18 protein-coding genes and 2 pseudogenes are annotated in these 17,480 nt (G+C 70.8%); 6 read left to right on the top strand and 14 right to left on the bottom strand.

Features of this window, described 5'->3' with window-relative positions:
• From AB0F81_RS44500 to ruvC, 5 genes and pseudogenes are all read right to left on the bottom strand, one after another.
• A pseudogene (locus tag AB0F81_RS44500) lies at window positions 1-524 on the bottom strand (protein translocase subunit SecD); the annotation flags it as partial.
• Window positions 525-722: 198 nt separating this feature from the next.
• Window positions 723-1,103: a preprotein translocase subunit YajC gene (gene yajC, locus AB0F81_RS44495; protein WP_360209097.1), complete on the bottom strand. Its 381-nt coding sequence runs from the start codon at window positions 1,101-1,103 to the stop codon at window positions 723-725.
• Window positions 1,104-1,249: 146 nt separating this feature from the next.
• Window positions 1,250-2,296 (bottom strand): Holliday junction branch migration DNA helicase RuvB, encoded by a 1,047-nt coding sequence (gene ruvB, locus AB0F81_RS44490; RefSeq protein ID WP_360209094.1) that lies wholly within the window; start codon window positions 2,294-2,296, stop codon window positions 1,250-1,252.
• A complete protein-coding gene (ruvA, locus tag AB0F81_RS44485) occupies window positions 2,293-2,895 on the bottom strand; it encodes a Holliday junction branch migration protein RuvA (protein ID WP_360209091.1) in 603 nt (200 codons plus the stop codon). Before ruvA ends, ruvB begins: the two co-directional genes overlap by 4 nt.
• Window positions 2,892-3,419, bottom strand: coding sequence for a crossover junction endodeoxyribonuclease RuvC (ruvC, locus tag AB0F81_RS44480; protein WP_360209102.1), 528 nt, complete (start codon window positions 3,417-3,419; stop codon window positions 2,892-2,894). The genes ruvA and ruvC overlap by 4 nt, the downstream gene beginning before the upstream one ends.
• 99 nt (window positions 3,420-3,518) lie before the next feature.
• Here ruvC and AB0F81_RS44475 point away from each other — a divergent pair, with 99 nt between their 5' ends.
• Window positions 3,519-4,055: a hypothetical protein gene (locus AB0F81_RS44475; RefSeq protein ID WP_360209089.1), complete on the top strand. Its 537-nt coding sequence runs from the start codon at window positions 3,519-3,521 to the stop codon at window positions 4,053-4,055.
• Between the two features lie 411 nt (window positions 4,056-4,466).
• On the opposite strand, the gene AB0F81_RS44470 is transcribed toward AB0F81_RS44475, so the two are convergent.
• Entirely contained in the window at window positions 4,467-5,219 is a 753-nt protein-coding gene (locus tag AB0F81_RS44470; RefSeq protein WP_360209087.1) for a YebC/PmpR family DNA-binding transcriptional regulator, read from the bottom strand.
• A 15-nt stretch (window positions 5,220-5,234) separates the two neighbouring features.
• Window positions 5,235-5,840 carry a pyridoxal 5'-phosphate synthase glutaminase subunit PdxT gene (gene pdxT / locus AB0F81_RS44465; RefSeq protein ID WP_360209085.1) on the bottom strand — a complete coding sequence of 202 codons (606 nt, stop codon included), beginning with the start codon at window positions 5,838-5,840 and terminating at the stop codon, window positions 5,235-5,237.
• A 113-nt stretch (window positions 5,841-5,953) separates the two neighbouring features.
• Between pdxT and fliQ the strand changes: the two genes are divergently transcribed.
• Window positions 5,954-6,223: a flagellar biosynthesis protein FliQ gene (gene fliQ, locus AB0F81_RS44460; protein ID WP_360209083.1), complete on the top strand. Its 270-nt coding sequence runs from the start codon at window positions 5,954-5,956 to the stop codon at window positions 6,221-6,223.
• Window positions 6,224-6,364: 141 nt separating this feature from the next.
• Window positions 6,365-7,261: a pyridoxal 5'-phosphate synthase lyase subunit PdxS gene (gene pdxS / locus AB0F81_RS44455; RefSeq protein ID WP_360209080.1), complete on the top strand. Its 897-nt coding sequence runs from the start codon at window positions 6,365-6,367 to the stop codon at window positions 7,259-7,261.
• Between the two features lie 58 nt (window positions 7,262-7,319).
• Here pdxS and AB0F81_RS44450 read toward each other — a convergent pair whose 3' ends face one another.
• The 4 genes from AB0F81_RS44450 to pgsA form a co-directional block, all read right to left on the bottom strand.
• Window positions 7,320-7,868 (bottom strand): hypothetical protein, encoded by a 549-nt coding sequence (locus AB0F81_RS44450; protein WP_360209078.1) that lies wholly within the window; start codon window positions 7,866-7,868, stop codon window positions 7,320-7,322.
• A gap of 92 nt (window positions 7,869-7,960) precedes the next feature.
• Window positions 7,961-9,088 carry a glycosyltransferase family 4 protein gene (locus AB0F81_RS44445; RefSeq protein ID WP_360209076.1) on the bottom strand — a complete coding sequence of 376 codons (1,128 nt, stop codon included), beginning with the start codon at window positions 9,086-9,088 and terminating at the stop codon, window positions 7,961-7,963.
• Between the two features lie 8 nt (window positions 9,089-9,096).
• Entirely contained in the window at window positions 9,097-9,963 is an 867-nt protein-coding gene (locus AB0F81_RS44440) for a phosphatidylinositol mannoside acyltransferase (protein ID WP_360209074.1), read from the bottom strand.
• Window positions 9,960-10,580: a phosphatidylinositol phosphate synthase gene (pgsA, locus tag AB0F81_RS44435; RefSeq protein ID WP_360209072.1), complete on the bottom strand. Its 621-nt coding sequence runs from the start codon at window positions 10,578-10,580 to the stop codon at window positions 9,960-9,962. The genes AB0F81_RS44440 and pgsA overlap by 4 nt, the downstream gene beginning before the upstream one ends.
• Window positions 10,581-10,757: 177 nt before the next feature.
• Between pgsA and AB0F81_RS44430 the strand changes: the two genes are divergently transcribed.
• Window positions 10,758-12,920 (top strand): elongation factor G-like protein EF-G2, encoded by a 2,163-nt coding sequence (locus AB0F81_RS44430; protein ID WP_360209069.1) that lies wholly within the window; start codon window positions 10,758-10,760, stop codon window positions 12,918-12,920.
• Here AB0F81_RS44430 and AB0F81_RS44425 read toward each other — a convergent pair.
• From AB0F81_RS44425 to AB0F81_RS44415, 3 genes are all read right to left on the bottom strand, one after another.
• Window positions 12,913-13,365 (bottom strand): HIT domain-containing protein, encoded by a 453-nt coding sequence (locus tag AB0F81_RS44425; RefSeq protein WP_360209100.1) that lies wholly within the window; start codon window positions 13,363-13,365, stop codon window positions 12,913-12,915. The genes AB0F81_RS44430 and AB0F81_RS44425 overlap by 8 nt on opposite strands.
• A 106-nt stretch (window positions 13,366-13,471) precedes the next feature.
• Window positions 13,472-15,469 carry a threonine--tRNA ligase gene (thrS, locus tag AB0F81_RS44420; protein WP_360209066.1) on the bottom strand — a complete coding sequence of 666 codons (1,998 nt, stop codon included), beginning with the start codon at window positions 15,467-15,469 and terminating at the stop codon, window positions 13,472-13,474.
• An 83-nt stretch (window positions 15,470-15,552) separates the two neighbouring features.
• Complete coding sequence (locus AB0F81_RS44415; RefSeq protein WP_360209063.1) at window positions 15,553-16,470, bottom strand: ADP-ribosylglycohydrolase family protein; 918 nt, start codon at window positions 16,468-16,470, stop codon at window positions 15,553-15,555.
• 97 nt (window positions 16,471-16,567) lie between these two features.
• Between AB0F81_RS44415 and AB0F81_RS44410 the strand changes: the two genes are divergently transcribed.
• Both AB0F81_RS44410 and AB0F81_RS44405 read left to right on the top strand, forming a co-directional pair.
• On the top strand, window positions 16,568-17,257 hold the full coding sequence (locus tag AB0F81_RS44410; protein WP_360209061.1) for a response regulator transcription factor: 690 nt from the start codon (window positions 16,568-16,570) through the stop codon (window positions 17,255-17,257).
• An 8-nt stretch (window positions 17,258-17,265) separates the two neighbouring features.
• Window positions 17,266-17,480: pseudogene (locus AB0F81_RS44405) on the top strand (hypothetical protein); the annotation flags it as partial.

Here is a 17,480-nt window from a genome sequence, read left to right as displayed (position 1 = left end):
CCACCCTGGCCACCGGTGGAGGCCGACGGCTTCGCGGTGGCCGCCGGGGCGGAGGCCCCGGCCGACGGGGCAGCCGCCGGAGCGGACGGGGCCGCACCGCTGGCGCTCGGGGTCGGCGCCGGCGGGTTGACCGCGGTCGCAGCGACGTCCCCGGTCACGCCGGTGAGCAGCCGGAATCGCATGTTCGCGGCCTGCGAGAGGTCCTTGAGCTGGTCCTCGGCCTCACCGGCGAGCGAGACGACGATGGTGTTGTTGCCCTGGATCACCACCTCGGCCTCGGAGACGCCGAGCGCGTTGACGCGGCTCTCGATGATCTCCTGGGCCTGCTGCATCGCCTCCTGGCTCGGAGGCTCACCCTGCTGCGAGGCGATGTAGGTGGCCTGGGTGCCACCGACCAGGTCGAGGCCGAGCTTCGGCTCCAGCCGGTCGGTGAAGCTGCCCTTGGCGCCGCCGGCGAAGAAAACGGCGAGATACAGGACGACGAAGACCAGACCGAGCACGGCGAGTTGCCGTCCAGGATGCATCTGTCCCTGTGGTGGTCGTGCCACGGCGTTGGGTCTCCCTGTGCTTCCGGCCGCGCGGCCGCGCGGCGATGTCGATCAACGGCTGCCGACGGGCGGACGGCGGCCCTTTTCCAGCGATTTGCCGCGGTTTTCCGCCGCGGGTCGGCGCAGACCGACCCGCCAGATGGTGCCGCGGGCCGGTCCGGGGGGCGTGGTGCTTCAGTCCTGCTTGTTCACGCGGTTCTCGACGACCGGGCTCTCTGGCTCGTCAGCGATCGGCTCCGCCACCTCCGGCTCCGGAACCACGTCGGTGGCCTTGCTGAGGACGCGGGCGATCGCCGGGCGGGCGAACCGCACCTCGACACCGGGCGCGACCTCCAGGAGCACCACGTCGGTCTCGGCGGTCACGACGGTGCCGTGCAGGCCGCCGATCGTGACGATCTGGTCGCCGGGGCCCAACGAGTTCTGCATCTCCTGGGCCTCGCGGCGCCGCTTCTGCTGCGGCCGGATCATCACGAAGTACATGAACCCGAAGAGCAGAACGAGGATCAGCAGGAACGAGAAATTGCCACCGCTCGCTTGCTCAGCTGCGTGGTACACGAAGAAAGCCTTCCGTAGGCCACCGGCACGACGTGGGGCGGGCGCCGGGGAGATATGCAGATTCCGGTTGGAACGGCGGCGAGTCTAATCGGTCAACCTTGAGATAACGAATGCGGCACACGTCACGTTCACATCACGAGCGATAATCAGGTGTCCCGGGCGAAAAGGTCACCCTGGAACACTCCCGGCCGTCCATCGGTTGGTGGAGTTTTGCCCAGATGTGCCCATCCCGCCTCGGTCGCCACCCGGCCGCGCGGCGTCCGAGCGAGCAGGCCCGCCCGCACCAGGAACGGCTCACAGACCTCTTCCACAGTGTCGGATTGCTCACCCACCGCCACGGCGAGCGTGGAGAGTCCGACCGGACCGCCCTTGAACGACTCGATCAGGGCCCGCAGCACCGCCCGGTCCAGGCGGTCCAGGCCGAGCGCGTCGACGTCGTACACCTTGAGGGCGGCCCGGGCCACCTCCTCGGTGACCACGCCGTCCGCGCGTACCTCGGCGAAGTCGCGCACCCGGCGCAACAGCCGGTTGGCGATCCGCGGCGTGCCGCGGGAGCGGCCGGCGATCTCCGACGCGCCCTCCGGAGTGATCGGCACCCCGAGGATCCGGGCCGAACGGTGCAGCAGCGCGTCCAGGTCGGCCTGCGAGTAGAAGTCCAGGTGCGCGACGAAACCGAACCGGTCGCGCATCGGCCCGGACAGCAGACCGGCCCGGGTGGTTGCGCCGACCAGGGTGAACGGCTCCACGTCCAGCGGGATCGCGGTGGCGCCCGGGCCCTTGCCGACCACCACGTCGACCCGGAAGTCCTCCATCGCGCTGTACAGCAGCTCCTCGGCCGGTTTCGCGATGCGGTGGATCTCGTCGATGAAGAGCACGTCGCCGGGGCCGAGGCCGGTCAGGATCGCGGCCAGGTCGCCGGAGCGCTCGATCACCGGGCCGCTGGTGGTCCGGATGCCGGTGCCGAGCTCGGCCGCCACGATGTTCGCCAGCGTCGTCTTGCCCAGGCCGGGCGGCCCGGACAGCAGGATGTGGTCGGGTGGCGCGCCCCGGCCCAGAGCGCCCTTGAGTAGCAGCTCCAGCTGGTCGCGCACCCGGTGCTGCGCGATGAAGTCGGCCAGCCGGCGGGGGCGGACGCTGGCCTCCGCGTCCAGGTCCTCGTCGAAGGCGCTCGCCGAGACGATCTCCTCGCTCATCGGGTCTTGCCCAGCAGCCGGATCGCCTGGCGCAGCAGCACCGGAACCGGCGGCGCCTCACCGTCGATCGTCTCGCCGATCGCGGCGACCGCCTGGTCGGCCTGCGCGGCGCTCCAGCCGAGCGCCAGCACACCCTGCCGGACCTGCTCCTGCCAGGCGCCGTTGAGCACCCCGGCGGAACCGCCGTCACCGATCGCCACCGGCCCGATCTTGTCCTTCAGCTCCACGATCATCTTCTCGGCGCCCCGTTTACCGATGCCCGGCACCTTCGTCAGGGCAGCCACGTCGCCGCCGCCGAGCGCACGCCGTACCGAATCGGGGTTGTGCACCGCGAGGACCGCCTGCGCGATCCGCGGGCCCACCCCGTTGGCCGTCAGGAGCAGCTCGAAGAGCTGCCGTTCGCCGTCGTCGGCGAAACCGTAGAGGGTGAGCGAGTCCTCCCGCACGATCAGCGTGGTGGCGAGCCGGGCCTCGGCGCCGGTGCGCAGCCCGGCCAGCGTGTTCGGCGTGCAGAAGACCCGCATGCCGACGCCGCCGACCTCGACCACGGCACTGTCCGGAAGGATCGCGGTGACCACACCGCGCACGCTGGCGATCATCGGCTGCTCCTGCGGGCGGCGGCGATCGCCGCGGCTTGGATCTTCGCGCGGGTGCCCCCGCGCCAGATGTGACAGATGGCGATGGCGATGGCGTCCGCCGCGTCGGCCGGTTTCGGCGGCGCGTCGAGGCTCAGCAGCCGGGTCACCATGGCGGTGACCTGCGCCTTGCCGGCGGTGCCGGAGCCGGTCACGGCGGCCTTCACCTCGCTGGGCGTGTAGGTCTGCACCGGCAGCCCGGCCCGCGACCCGGCCAGGATCGCGACCGCGCTGGCCTGCGCGGTGCCCATCACGGTCCGCGCGTTGTGCTGCGAGAACACCCGCTCGACCGCGACGCTGTCCGGTCGGTGCAGCGCGACCAGCTCGGCGAGCGAGCGGTCCAGGTGCAGCAGGCGCTGCGCGATGTCCTCGTCCGGCTCGCTGCGGACCACGTGGTACGCGATCAGCTTGCCCGGCCGCCCCGGCATCCCCTCGACGACGCCCACGCCGCACCGGGTCAACCCCGGGTCGATGCCGAGCACGCGCACCACGGACCTCCCCTCGCGTACGTGTGTTCGACACCCTAATACGGCCGCCACTTGCGCCCCCCGCCGACACGCCTCGACGATGGGGTCCGGGAGGTAGCCATGCACCTCATCCCACCGATGGACGACGAACCGCCACCGGGATTCGTCACCTTCGTCACGCTGCACCAGCGCGAGCTGCGCGCCGAAGCCGCACGGCTGGTCGGCGGCGCCACGATCGCCGACCAGATCTACCGTGACGTGCTGATCGACGTGGCCGGGCACTGGCGCCGGCTGCGCTGGTGGAGCCGGGTCACCCGGTCCGACGCGACCGGCGCCTACCTGCGCCGGCGCCTCACGGCGCGCACCAAGCAGTGGCGCGAGGATCAGATCTACGAGGTCGAGGTGCGCGTGTTGCGGCCGCAGATCCCGGTGGTCCCGCTGGTCACGCCGGGCGGCAGCTTGGCGCTGCGCAAGGCCGCGGTGCTCGACGGTACGGCGAGAGCCTCGCTCGACGCCCTGGCCGACGCCGAGATCGCGTGGGTGCACGCCTGGCGCCGCAGCCAATGGCGGCTGGTGTGGTTACGGGTCGCGGCCGGTGTCCTGGTGATCGGCGCCCTGATGCAGTACTTCTCCTGGCTCGGCGACGCCGGCGGCTAGGCACGCTTGGCGCGATACTCCTCTTCCAGCTCGGACAGCAGCAACGAGCGCTCCTCGACGTAGCCCGGGCCGTCTTCCCCGGCGATCAACCGCCGGATCGAGACCACCGCGTCGTCATGGGACCGCTCCGGGGTCTCATCGACGATCCAGCACTCCGGGATGCCCTGCTCGGCATACCAGAGCGCCTTGTGGGTGTATTCCCGTGGGGCGAACTCGTCGAGACGATCTCGACCACCAGCAGATAGGCCGAACCCGGAAGGTGCGCGCAGTACAGCATCTCCGGCGGCAGTGTCTCCACCACTCCCACGTCGGGAAGGCGGCTGTCTCGCGGCCGGTCCCCCGCACTCCAGAATCCTGGAACACGGTGAGACCGGCTGCGCGGAACATGAGAAACAGACGGCCCGCTAGGCGTCATGCGTCAATTGCTGCCATGACCTCGTCGGAGATGTCGGCGTTGGAATAGATGTTCTGCACGTCGTCGCAGTCCTCGAGGACGTCGATCAGCTTGAACACCTTGCGGGCGGCCTCTTCGTCGAGCGGCACGTTCATCGTCGGCACCAGCGAGGACTCGGCGGAGTCGTAGTCGATGCCGGCGCCCTGCAGCGCGGTGCGGACCGCGACCAGGTCGGTCGGCTCGCTGACCACCTCGAACGAGTCGCCCAGGTCGTTGATCTCCTCGGCGCCGGCGTCGAGGACGGCGAGCATGACGTCGTCCTCGCTCAGCTCGCCCTTCGGAACGATCACCACGCCCTTGCGGTTGAACAGGTACGACACCGAGCCGGCGTCGGCGAAGGTGCCCCCGTTACGGGTCAGGCGGGTGCGCACCTCGGTGGCCGCCCGGTTCCGGTTGTCGGTGAGGCACTCGATCAGGATGGCGACGCCGTTCGGCCCGTAGCCCTCGTACATGATCGTCTGCCAGTCGGCGCCGCCGGCCTCCAGGCCGGAGCCGCGCTTGACCGCGCGATCGATGTTGTCGTTCGGAACCGAGGACTTCTTCGCCTTCTGAATGGCGTCGTAGAGCGTGGGGTTGCCCGACGGGTCACCACCGCCGGTCCGGGCCGCGACCTCGATGTTCTTGATCAGCTTGGCGAACATCTTGCCGCGCTTGGCGTCGATGACGGCCTTCTTGTGCTTGGTCGTCGCCCATTTGGAGTGGCCGGACATGCGTAACCTCCGTGTCTACCGTGCGGGTGCGGCCTGGCGGACCATCTCGACGAAGTACCGATGGACGCGAAGGTCACCGGTGAGCTCCGGGTGGAAAGCCGTGGCAAGCAGGTTGCCCTGCCGAACGGCGACAATCCTACCGGCGGCGGCACCGTCGGCGACGCGGCCCAGCACCCGCACGTCGCCGCCGACCTCCTCGACCCACGGCGCGCGGATGAAGACGGCGTGGAACGGGCCGCCCGCGATGTCGTCGATCTCCACGGCCGCCTCGAACGAGTCGACCTGCCGGCCGAACGCGTTGCGCCGCACCGTCATGTCGATGCCCTGGAACGACTCCTGGTCGGGCCGCCCGTCGAGCACACTGCCGGCCAGCATGATCATGCCGGCGCAGGAGCCGTAGACCGGCATGCCGTCGGCGATGCGCTTGCGGATCGGGTCGAGCAGGCCGAACGAGACGGCCAGGTTGCTGATCGCGGTCGACTCGCCGCCGGGGATCACCAGGGCGTCGACGTCGGCGAGCTCCTCGGGGCGGCGGATCGGCCGGGCCAGCACGTCCGACTCGGCCAGCGCGGACAGGTGTTCACGCACGTCGCCCTGCAGGGCCAGCACTCCGATGTTCACGCCCTCACTGTAGGACCGCAGTACTTGAGGAAAACGGCCGGGCGAACCGAACCGCAACCCGGTGGCGACCGGTCTGCACTCCGCGGCGCCCGCAACGGCCCGAACGGAAGGGCATGACGGACACGATGGTGGTTGAGCTCGGACTGCAGGCCATGAGCATTGCGGCGAAGCTGTCGGCGCCGGTGCTGCTGACCGCTCTGGCGGTCGGCTTCGCGATCTCGCTGTTCCAGTCCGTCACGCAGATCCAGGAGGCGACGCTCTCGTTCGTGCCGAAGGCGGTGGCGATCGGCGCGGCGCTGCTGCTCACCGGAAACTGGATGCTGCGGGAGATGATGACCTACACCACGCAGCTGTTCGAGAAGCTGCCGGCCCTGCTGGGCTGAGCTGGGGCCGCCTTCGGGCGGCCTTTTTGCGTTCGCCGGTAAAACAGGCCACCGGCAGGTCGATTGGCTATCGGAGCGGCCGTAACAGCTTCGTACGATCCCGATTACCGACAACTTCGCCGCACGAGGAGCCGAAACCCCATGTCTGAGAACCAGTCCGCCGTCGGAACCGCCCGCGTCAAGCGCGGCATGGCCGAGATGCTCAAGGGCGGCGTGATCATGGACGTGGTCAACGCCGAGCAGGCGAAGATCGCCGAGGACTCCGGCGCCGTCGCCGTGATGGCCCTGGAACGGGTGCCGGCCGACATCCGCGCGCAGGGTGGCATCTCGCGCATGTCCGACCCCGACATGATCGACGGCATCATCAACGCGGTCTCCATCCCGGTGATGGCCAAGGCCCGGATCGGCCACTTCGTCGAGGCCCAGGTGCTGCAGTCGCTCGGCGTCGACTACGTGGACGAGTCCGAGGTGCTGTCCCCCGCCGACTTCGCCAACCACATCGACAAGTGGCAGTTCACCGTCCCGTTCGTCTGCGGCGCCACCAACCTGGGTGAGGCGCTGCGCCGGATCACCGAGGGCGCGGCGATGATCCGCTCCAAGGGCGAGGCCGGCACCGGTGACGTCTCCAACGCCACCACCCACATGCGCAAGATCTGGGCCGAGATCCGCCGGCTGCAGACCCTGCCCGAGGACGAGCTCTATGTCGCGGCCAAGGAGCTGCAGGCGCCGTACGAGCTGGTCAAGGAGGTCGCCGAGGCCGGCAAGCTGCCGGTGGTGCTGTTCACCGCGGGCGGCATCGCCACCCCGGCGGACGCGGCGATGATGATGCAGCTCGGCGCCGAGGGCGTGTTCGTCGGCTCCGGCATCTTCAAGTCCGGCAACCCGGCCCAGCGGGCCGCCGCCATCGTGAAGGCCACCACCTTCCACGACGACCCGGACGTGATCGCCAAGGTGTCCCGCGGTCTCGGTGAGGCCATGGTCGGCATCAACGTCGAGGACGAGCCGGTCCCGCACCGCCTCTCCGAGCGCGGCTGGTAATCCAAGCGAGCAATGAAGGGCTCCGCCGTGACGGCGGAGCCCTTTCGCGTTGCCGGCCCTAGACGGGGGCGGTGGGCAGGACGCCCTCGGGCGGGTGGGCCGGGGCGGGAACCACCACCGGCGGCAGGTCGGGCAGCGCCGGTTCGACGATGTCGAAGTACTCCGGGCGGGGATGGCGCCGGGTCAGTCCGAGCACCCGCACCAGCACGCGGCGGCGGGCGCTGAGCGCGTCGCGGACCAGGTCGGTGTGCACCTGGCGGGCCAGGACCACCCGGCGGCTGCTGGCGATCAGGGTGCGCGCGGCCGGGTCGGCGGGGTCGAGGCCGACGTTCTGCAGCTGGCGGGTGAGATCGTTCTCGGCCGACTCGCGGTCTCCGGGCTCGGCGTCCAGCGCCAGCCGGGCGGCCGCGTAGAGCTCGACCGAATCACCCTGCTCGGCCACGACCGCGGCCGCGGCCGCGCGGCGCATCAGATGCGCGTCCAGGGCGCGCTCGGCCGACTGCGCCCGCAGATGCAGTCGCTCCACTCGCTGAGCGGTCCAGCCGAGGTACGCCGAGAAGATCGCGGCCAGCACGACGACTCCCACCACCCACCACATGCGGGGCATCGTAGTGCCGGAATGTGTCGCGCCGTTACACGCCCTTGGTGTGATCAACCGTCTGCTACGGTTTTACATCTGTTTTCCGCCGCGGGGCAGACTCAGTCGTCGAACACGCGCCCGTCGGTGGCCTCGATCGCGGTCGCGTACACCTCGAGCACCCGGTTGGCCACGCTGGGCCAGTCGAACGTCGCGACCACGGTACGGGCGCACGAGGCCAGCTCAGCCCGCCGGTGTGGATCATCGAGCAGTTCGCCGAGCAGTGTGGTGAGCGCCACGGCGTCCCCGTTCGGGAACAGCGCCCCGGCCCGCCCGCCGTCCAGTACCCGGCGGAACGCGTCCAGGTCGCTGGCGGCGATCGCGGCGCCGGCCGCCATCGCCTCGGTCAGGATCATGCCGAAGCTCTCGCCGCCGGTGTTCGGCGCCACGTAGACGTCGACGCTGCGCAGCATCCGGGCCTTGTCCGCCTCGGAGACCAGGCCGAGGAACTCCACCCGCTCATGCAACTCGGGCGGGATCTCGTCGTAGAGCTCGTCGCGGTCACCGGGGCCGGCGACCAGGAGCCGTAGACCCGGCCGCTGCCGCGCCAGCTCGACGTACGCCGTACGAAGAAGGGGGAAGCCCTTGCGAGGCTCGGTGAAACGGCCGAGGAAACCGAGCGCACCGCCCGCGCCGGGCCATCCCGGCAAGGGCGAAGCCGAGGCGAACTTGGCGACCGCGACCCCGTTGGGGATCTCCACCGCGCCGCCGCCGAGGTGTTCGACCTGCACCTTGCGGGCCAGTTCGCTGACCGCGATCCGGGCGGTGATCTTCTCGACCACCGGCTGCACGAAGGGCTGCGCGGCGGAGAGGAACCGGGACCGGGTGATCGCGGTGTGGAAGGTGGCGACCACCGGGCCGCGAGCGGAGACCACGGCCAGGAACGACAGGCTGGGCGAGATCGGCTCGTGCACGTGCAGCACGTCGAACCTGCCGCGGGCCAGCCAGCGCCGCACCCGGGCCGTCGAGATGGGCCCGAAAGTGATCCGCGCGACCGAGCCGTTGTAGGGCAGCGGGACAGCCCGGCCCGCCGGTACGACATAGTCCGGCAGCTCGGCGTCGTCGTCGGCCGGCGCGAGCACGCTCACCTCGTGACCGAGGCCGATCAGCGCCTCCGCCAGGTCCATGATGTGGTTCTGCACACCGCCCGGGACGTCGAACGAGTAGGGCGAGACGATCCCGATCCGCACAGACCCTCCTAGAGCCAGAGCTTCTGGAGCATGTGCCAGTCCTGCGGGTGGTCGGCGATGCCGGCCGCGAACGCGTCGGCGAGTTGCTGCGTGGTCTGCTTCACCCGCTCGTCGAGCGGGCCCTCGGTGGGTGGGGTGATCGGGCGCATCTTCGCCAGGGTGCGTTTCTCGTCGAACCAGAGGTCCACCGCGAAGATCGGGGCACCGGAGCGGATGGCCAGGATCGCCGGTCCGGCCGGCATCCGGGTACGCCCACCGAAGAACTCCACCTCGACCCCGGCCCGGGACAGGTCCCGGTCGGCGAGCAGCGGCACCACCCACCCCTTGTTCAGGTGCTCGCCGAGCACGTCGAGCGGCGCGCGTTCGCCACCGGTGAGCGGCAGCACCTTCATGCCGAGCTTCTCCCGGTACGCCAGGAACTGCTCGAAGACCGCCTCCGGTTTGAGCCGCTCCTGCACCGTGATCATGGGCCAGCCGTGTGCGGCCACCCAGGCGCCGGCCACGTCCCAGTTCGCCACGTGCGGCAGCGCGAGCACCACCCCGCGGCCGTCCTCGACCGCCTTCTTCAGCTGCTGGTAGCTCTCCGGCAGCATGAAGAACCCGTTCAGGAAGTCCTCGCGGCTCTGCGACGGCAGGCGGAACGCCTCCATCCAGTAGCGGGCGTAGGAGCGCAGTCCGTCGCGTACCAGGGTGTCCGGCATGTCGGGGCCGACCACCTGCCGAAGGTTGCGGCGCAGCCGCTGAGTGCCCCGGCCGTTCGCCTTCCAGGCCCGGTCGGCGGCCGCGGTGAACAGTCTGCGGGCGACCGGCAGCGGCAGCGCGCGGACCAGCCGCCACCCGGCGGCGTAGCCGAGGTCGATCAACCGGTCCTTCACGCGGCCGGTTCCTTGACGTCCGAGCGGGCCGCGCTGACCAGCCGCTGGAAGACCGTGAACAGCGACAGGGCGGCGAGCACCCAGAGCGCTGCGGGCAGGCCCCACTTCAGGCCGGCGGCGCCGAGCAGACCGCCGGCACCGACGATGAGCAGGCGTTCCAGGCGCTCGGCGATGCCGACGTCGGCGTTCAAGCCCAGGCTCTGCGCGCGGGCCTTCACGTAGGAGACGACCTGACCGGCGACGAGACTGATCAGGGCAGCGACCACTCCGCCGTACGGATTGCCCTCGGTAGCCAGATAGAAGGCGACCGCGCCGAAGACCGCGCCGTCGGCGAGCCGGTCCATGGACGAGTCGAGGAGTGCCCCGAATTTTCCGGAACCGCCCCGCATGCGGGCCATTGTGCCGTCCAGGGCATCGGTGAGCGCGCAGGCGGTTACGATCACCGTGCCCCAGAAGAGGTGGCCCAGGGCACCGAAGTAGGAGCCGATCAGCACCCCGACGGTGCCGGCGACGGTTACCGCGTTGGGCGTGACCCCGATACGGAGCAGGAAGCGTGCGACCGGGTTGACGCCGTACGCGACGACGGCACGGGCCGTAGTTTGAACGATCTTTGCCATGGCCGTCCCACCATAACGGCGTGCGACCAGCGGCGGTACGGCTCGGCCCCCGGGTTGGCCGGATCGTCACCATCCGGCACAGTTCGCAGTGTGCGGGTCCTTGCGGCCGGTACGTGCCGGGGTGTGGGATTTGCAGAACAGCGGCGTAACGAACGGGAAACGACGGGAGCGCTCGGCATGGCGCAGAAGGCTTCGGAGAAAGGGAATGCCGGCGCGGCCGCGCCGGTGGTGACAGATCCCGGCAGAGTTCGCAACGTGGTCCTGGTGGGCCACTCCGGTTCCGGGAAGACGACCCTGGTGGAGGCCCTGCTCGCGGCCACCGGGACGATTCCCCGGGCGGGCACGGTTGCGGACGGCACCACGGTCACCGATCACGATCCGGCGGCGGTGCGCCAGCAGCGGTCGGTCGCGCTGGCCTGTGCCCCGCTGACACACCAGGACGTCAAGATCAATCTGCTCGACACGCCGGGGTACGCCGACTTCGTCGGGGAACTGCGGGCCGGCCTGCGGGCCGCCGACGCCGCGCTCTTCGTCGTCTCCGCGGTCGACGGTGTGGACGACTCGACGGTGGCGCTGTGGGAGGAGTGTGCCGCGGTCGGCATGCCCCGGGCCGTCGCGATCACGCGGCTCGACCACCCGCGCGCCGACTACGAGGAGACGCTGCAGGACTGCCAGGAGGCGTTCGGCGAGAACGTGCTGCCGATCTACCAGCCGATGCTGGGTGACGACGGTCAGTCGATCGCCGGCCTGATGGGGCTGGTCACGCTGCGGGTGCTGGACTACTCGCAGGGCTACCCGCCGCGGGAGGCCGAGGCCGAGCCGGAGCATCTGAACCCGATCGCCGACGACCGGAACACGCTCATCGAGGGGATCATCGCCGAGAGCGAGGACGAGACCCTGATGGACCGGTACCTCGGCGGTGAGCTGATCAGCACCGAGGCCCTGATCCCGGACCTGGAGAAGGCGGTCGCGCGAGGCAACTTCTACCCGGTCATCCCGGTCTGCGCCGGCACCGGCGTCGGGCTGGACGCGCTGCTCGACGGCCTGGTCCGGGCCGCGCCGTCACCGCTGGAGCACGAGCTGCCCGTGGTCACCGGGGTGGACAACTCCCCGCGGCCCCCGCTGACCTGCGACCCGGACGGCCCGCTGGTGGCCGAGGTGGTGCGCACCACGATCGACCGGCACGTCGGCCGGGTCTCGCTGGTCCGGGTCTTCTCCGGCACCCTGCGCCCGGACCAGACGCTGCACGTCTCCGGGCACGGCCTGGCCGAGCGCGGCCACCCCGACCACGACGCCGACGAGCGGGTCGCCCACGTCTACTCGCCGCTCGGCTCGCAGTTGCGCGAGGTGCCGTACGCGATCGCCGGCGACCTCTGCGCGATCACCAAGTCCGGCAGCGCCGAGACCGGCGACACCCTCTCCAGCAAGGACAACCCGCTGCTCATGGAGCCGTGGCGGATGCCCGAGCCGCTGCTGCCGATCGCCGTGGTGGCGAAGACCCGCTCCGACGAGGACGCGCTGGCGAAGAACCTGGCCCGGCTGGTGGCCGGCGACCCGACCCTGCGCCTGGAGCGCAACCCGGAAACCCACCAGCTGGTGCTCTGGACGATGGGCGAGTCACACGCCGACGTGGTGCTGGACCGGCTGCGCTCCGGTGGCGTCGAACTCGACACCGAGCCGGTCAAGGTGGCGCTGCGGGAGACCTTCGGCGCCGCGGCGCAGGGCCACGGCCGGCACGTCAAGCAGTCCGGCGGCCACGGGCAGTACGCGGTCTGCGACATCCGGGTCGAGCCGCTGCCGCGCGGCGAGGGCTTCGAGTTCGTCGACAAGGTGGTCGGCGGCGCCGTGCCGCACAACTACATCCCGTCCGTGGAGAAAGGCGTCCGCGCCCAGCTGGAACGTGGTCTGGCGGCCGGTTACCCGGTGGTCGACCTGCGGGTCACCCTCTACGACGGCAAGGCACACAGCGTCGACTCCTCGGACGCCGCGTTCCAGACCGCCGGCGCGCTGGCGCTGCGCGCCGCGGCTGAGACCGGCCAGATCACGCTGCTCGAGCCGGTCGACGAGATCGAGGTACGGGTGCCCGAGTCCTACGTCGGCGCCGTGATGAGCGACCTCTCCGGCCGGCGCGGACGCCCCCAGGGCAGCGAGTCGGGCGGCGCGGGCGAGGCCAGCGTGGTGCGCGCCGAGGTGCCCGCCACCGAACTGGTCCGGTACGCGGTGGAGCTGCGCGCCCTCACCTCCGGCACCGGCACGTTCACCCGGCGCTACGTCCGGCACGAGCCGATGCCGGCGCACCTGGCCGACGCCGTGCGCAAGGAGCACGCGGCCGCTAGGTAGGCCAGGCCTTGGTGAACAGGTCGCGGGTGTCCGACAGCAGCTGCGGCAGCACCTTGGTCCGGCCGACCACCGGCATGAAGTTGGCGTCGCCGCCCCACCGGGGCACCACGTGCTGGTGCAGGTGGGCGGCGATGCCGGCGCCGGCGATCGAGCCCTGGTTCATCCCGATGTTGAAGCCGTGCGGGCTGCTGGTGGAGCGGATCACCCGCATCGCGGTCCGGGTGAACGCCGCCACCTCGGCCGTCTCCTCGTCGGTCAGGTCCGCGTAGTCGGCGACGTGCCGGTACGGGCAGATAAGCAGGTGCCCCGGGTTGTACGGATACAGATTCAGCACCGCGTAGACCAGGGTGCCCCGCGCCACGACCAGGCTGTCCGCCTCGGAAAGGCCCGGCGCCACGCAGAAGGGGCAGCCCGCGGGCCGGTCCTCCCCGGCGATGTAGGTCATCCGGTGCGGCGTCCAGAGCCGCTCCAGGCCGTCCGGTTCGCCGGTCTCCACCCGCTGCTCGTCCACGGACCGAATCCTATGCGTGGACGAGCAGCCGGCGCAGTGCTCAGGCCGCGGACGGCCCGGTGTTGACCCGGGAGCGAACCACCTCGACGACGTGCGCGACGGCCTCGTCGATCGAGACGCCGTTGCGCTGCGAGCCGTCCCGGTAGCGGAACGACACGGTGCCGCCGCTCACGTCGTCGTCGCCGGCGATCGCCATGAACGGGATCTTCTGCTGCTGCGCGGTGCGGATCTTCTTCTGCATCCGGTCGGTGGAGTAGTCCACCTCGGCCCGGATGCCTTCCTTGCGCAGCTTGGCGACGAACTCGGTCAGGTAGTCGGCGTGGTCGTCGCGGATCGGGATGCCGACCACCTGCACCGGCGCCAGCCAGGCCGGGAACGCGCCCGCGTAGTGCTCGACCAGCACGCCGAAGAACCGCTCGATCGAGCCGAACTTCGCCGAGTGGATCATCACCGGCTCCTGGCGGGTGCCGTCGGCCGCCTGGTACTCCAGACCGAACCGGGCGGGCTGGTTGAAGTCGTACTGAATGGTCGACATCTGCCAGGTCCGGCCGATCGCGTCGCGCGCCTGCACGCTGATCTTCGGGCCGTAGAACGCCGCGCCGCCCGGGTCGAGCACCAGGTCCAGGCCGGACTCCTCGGCCACGTCCGACAGGACCTTGGTGGCCTTCTCCCACTGCTCGTCGGTGCCGATGAACTTGTCGCTCTTCGGGTCGCGGGTCGACAGCTCCAGGTAGTAGTCGTCCAGGCCGAAGTCGTCCAGCAGCGAGCGGACGAAGTTCAGCAGGTGCTTGATCTCCTCCGGCGCCTGCTCGGCGGTGACGTAGGAGTGCGAGTCGTCCTGGGTCAGGCCGCGCACCCGGGTCAGGCCGTGCACCACGCCGGACTTCTCGTAGCGGTAGACCGTGCCGAACTCGAACAGGCGCATCGGCAGCTCACGGTAGGACCGCCCGCGCGACCTGAAGATCAGGTTGTGCATCGGGCAGTTCATCGCCTTGAGGTAGTAGTTCGCCCCCTCCAGCTCCATCGGGGGGAACATCGTGTCCTTGTAGTAGGGCAGGTGACCCGAGGTGTGGAACAGGCCTTCCTTGGTGATGTGCGGCGAGCCGACGTACTGGAAGCCCTCCTCGATGTGGCGGGCCCGGACGTAGTCCTCCATCTCGCGCTTGATCACCCCACCCTTCGGGTGGAAGACCACGAGACCGGAACCGATCTCGTCCGGGAAGGAGAACAGGTCCAGCTCGGTGCCCAACTTGCGGTGGTCCCGGCGCTCGGCCTCGGCAAGCCGGTTCAGGTACGCCTTGAGCTCGTCCCGGGACGGCCAGGCGGTCCCGTAGACCCGCTGGAGCTGCGGGTTCTTCTCCGACCCCCGCCAGTACGCGGCGGCCGAGCGCATCAGCTTGAAGGCCGGGATCAGCCGGGTCGACGGCAGGTGCGGGCCGCGGCACAGGTCGCCCCAGACCCGGTTGCCGTCCTTGTCGACGTTGTCGTAGTGGGTCAGCTCGCCGGCGCCGACCGCCGCGGCCTCCTCGTCCACGTCACCCTTGATGTCGACGAGCTCCAGCTTGAACGGCTCGTTCTTCAGCTCGGTCTTCGCCTCGTCGAGCGAGCCGTACTCCCGGCGGCGGAAGGCCTGGCCGGCCTTGACGATCTCCTGCATCCGCTTCTCGAGCTTCGTCAGGTCCTCCGGCTGGAACGGCTTCTCGACGTCGAAGTCGTAGTAGAAACCGTCCCGGATCGGCGGGCCGATGCCGAGCTTGGCCTCCGGGAAGATGTCCTGCACGGCCTGCGCCAGCACGTGCGCGCACGAGTGGCGCAGCACGTCGAGGCCGTCCGGCTCGTCGATCGCCACCGGGGTGACCTCGGTGTCGGCCTCGGGCGCCCAGTTCAGGTCGCGCAGCCGGCCGTCGGCCTCGCGGACCACGACGATCGCTTTCGGCCCGTGCGCCGGCAGTCCGGCCGCGGCCACCGCGTCGGCCGCCGTCGTCCCGGCCGGGACGACTAGTGGGTCGGCCGCGACGGGGGTACGGGGTGCAGACACGGTGATCTCCATTCAGAAAAAGGGAAGGTCCGGCTCCCGATGCTATCCGTCGGCTTTCGACCATCTCCGCCCGGCGCGCGAGGTCACTCCCCGCCCGCTGCGGCCAGCCACGCCGGCAGCGGCTCGCGCGCCGACAGCCAGGCCGGCGGGATGCCGTCCACCCCGGTGTACGCCGCTACCACCCCTCCCGCGACGGCCGCCGTGGTGTCCACGTCCCCGCCGGAGACCACGCACGCCGCCACCGCCGCCGGATAGTCCTGCAGATGGCGGGCCGCCACCCAGAGCGCGAACGGGACGGTGTCCTGAGCCAGCGCCCGCCGCCCGTTGCCCAGCCGGTACGCCGCCTCCGCCACCCCACCGGTGATCTGGGCGGCCTCGGTCACGCCGTCGCGCACCACACTGGCCGGGGTGTGCGCCGCGACCGCGCGCAGCAACTGCTCCGGTTCCGGCTTGTGCCCGTGCAGCCGGGCGGCGGCGGCGATCGCGGCGGCCACCGACACGGCCACCCCGCCGGCGATCCCCTCCGGGTGGGCGTGGGTGACCTCGGCCGCGCGTACCGCCTGGGCGGCGGCGTGGGCGAGCGAGTCGGCGTGCCAGGCGCCGAGCGGCGCGGCGCGCATCGCCGCGCCGTTGCCGCACGAGCCCTGGCCGTCGAAGGCGGCCGCGGCCGCGATCGGCCAGGGCAGGCCCTGCTGGATCTCGCGGAGCATGACGATCGCGCCCGGGCCGTAACCCCGGCCCGGGTCGAACCGCCGGGCCAGCGTCTCGGCGAAGCCGTCCCGGTCGAAGTCACCCTCGGCCAGGGCCGCCACCAGGCAGCAGGCCTGCTCGGTGTCGTCGGTCCACTCCCACGGGGGCTCCGGCACCCGGGCGTCGAGCAGGTCGGCGGGCTTGTTGGCGGGCATGAAGTACTGGGCTCCGAGCGCATCGCCGACGCTGAGGCCGGCCAGGCTCTCGAGGGCCAGCGCGAGCCGCGTACCGGGGAAGAGTGTGAATGACATCAGCGCTTCGGATCGTATTCCATCACTGAGCGTCATCAAAGACTCTCGCTCGATCACCCTTTAGGTTCCTGGTTGCCAGGGACGCTACGGTCTTCGCATGGCCACGGTGTTGCTCGTCGAAGACGATCATGTCGTGCGCGGCGCCATGCTCCGATCGCTCGCCGACCGGGGGCACGCCGTGCACGCCGTCGGCACGGCTCTCGAGGCTCTGCGGCGGGTCGCCGCGGAGACGCCCGACCTGGTCGTGCTCGACCTCGGGCTGCCCGATCTGGACGGCTCCGACGCGCTGCGCATGCTGCGCGGCATCACCGACGTGCCGATCATCATCGCCACCGCCCGTGACGACGAGCAGACCGTCGTGCGCCTGCTGCGCGCCGGCGCCGACGACTACATGGTCAAGCCGTTCACCGGCGCCCACCTCGACGCGCGGATCGCCACGGTGCTGCGCCGGGTGGGCCGGGCCAGCCGGGCCGCGCAGCCGGCCGTCTACGAGGTCGGCGAGTTGCGGGTGGACATCGGCGAGCGCAGCGCCACCCTGGCCGGTGAGTCGCTGGCGCTGACCCGCAAGGAGTTCGACCTGCTGGCCTATCTCGCCGCCCGTCCGGGCCGAGTGGTTTCCCGTCGTGAGCTGTTGGAGGAGGTATGGCGACAGCCGTCGGTCGGCGAGGACCAGACCATCGACGTTCATTTGTACTGGCTTCGCCGGAAACTGGGCGAATCCGCGGCGAAGCCCCGCTACCTGCGCACCGTGCGGGGGGTCGGATTCCGGTTGGTGGCGCCGGACTGAGGCTGCGGTTGGCCTACACCACCGCCGCCACGACGGCCGTCGCCGCCCTGGTCTTCCTCCTTCCGCTCGGCTGGGGCCTGCGTAACGACCATCGCGACGCCGCCCTGGCTGACGCCGCCCGGCGCAGCGCCACGGTGGCCGGCGCGATCGCCGACAGTCTCCACCCCGAGGCCGATCACCGGCGTCTCGGTGGACAGCCATTTCGCGGCCGCCGCCGAGACGC

Source organism: Actinoplanes sp. NPDC024001 (genome assembly GCF_040638955.1).
Lineage (GTDB): Bacteria > Actinomycetota > Actinomycetes > Mycobacteriales > Micromonosporaceae > Actinoplanes.
Note: the sequence above shows the minus strand (reverse complement) of the source record. Positions and strands in the feature narration are given on the sequence as shown.

Excerpts from the sequence above, each read along its gene's own strand:
- ruvB (WP_360209094.1), bottom strand. The coding sequence starts at position 2,296 with ATGAGCGAGGAGATCGTCTCGGCGAGCGCCTTCGACGAGGACCTGGAC.
- ruvA (WP_360209091.1), bottom strand. The coding sequence starts at position 2,895 with ATGATCGCCAGCGTGCGCGGTGTGGTCACCGCGATCCTTCCGGACAGT.
- AB0F81_RS44475 (WP_360209089.1), top strand. The coding sequence starts at position 3,519 with ATGCACCTCATCCCACCGATGGACGACGAACCGCCACCGGGATTCGTC.
- AB0F81_RS44470 (WP_360209087.1), bottom strand. The coding sequence starts at position 5,219 with ATGTCCGGCCACTCCAAATGGGCGACGACCAAGCACAAGAAGGCCGTC.
- fliQ (WP_360209083.1), top strand. The coding sequence starts at position 5,954 with ATGACGGACACGATGGTGGTTGAGCTCGGACTGCAGGCCATGAGCATT.
- pdxS (WP_360209080.1), top strand. The coding sequence starts at position 6,365 with ATGTCTGAGAACCAGTCCGCCGTCGGAACCGCCCGCGTCAAGCGCGGC.
- AB0F81_RS44450 (WP_360209078.1), bottom strand. The coding sequence starts at position 7,868 with ATGCCCCGCATGTGGTGGGTGGTGGGAGTCGTCGTGCTGGCCGCGATC.
- pgsA (WP_360209072.1), bottom strand. The coding sequence starts at position 10,580 with ATGGCAAAGATCGTTCAAACTACGGCCCGTGCCGTCGTCGCGTACGGC.
- AB0F81_RS44430 (WP_360209069.1), top strand. The coding sequence starts at position 10,758 with ATGGCGCAGAAGGCTTCGGAGAAAGGGAATGCCGGCGCGGCCGCGCCG.
- AB0F81_RS44425 (WP_360209100.1), bottom strand. The coding sequence starts at position 13,365 with ATGACCTACATCGCCGGGGAGGACCGGCCCGCGGGCTGCCCCTTCTGC.
- AB0F81_RS44415 (WP_360209063.1), bottom strand. The coding sequence starts at position 16,470 with ATGTCATTCACACTCTTCCCCGGTACGCGGCTCGCGCTGGCCCTCGAG.
- AB0F81_RS44410 (WP_360209061.1), top strand. The coding sequence starts at position 16,568 with ATGGCCACGGTGTTGCTCGTCGAAGACGATCATGTCGTGCGCGGCGCC.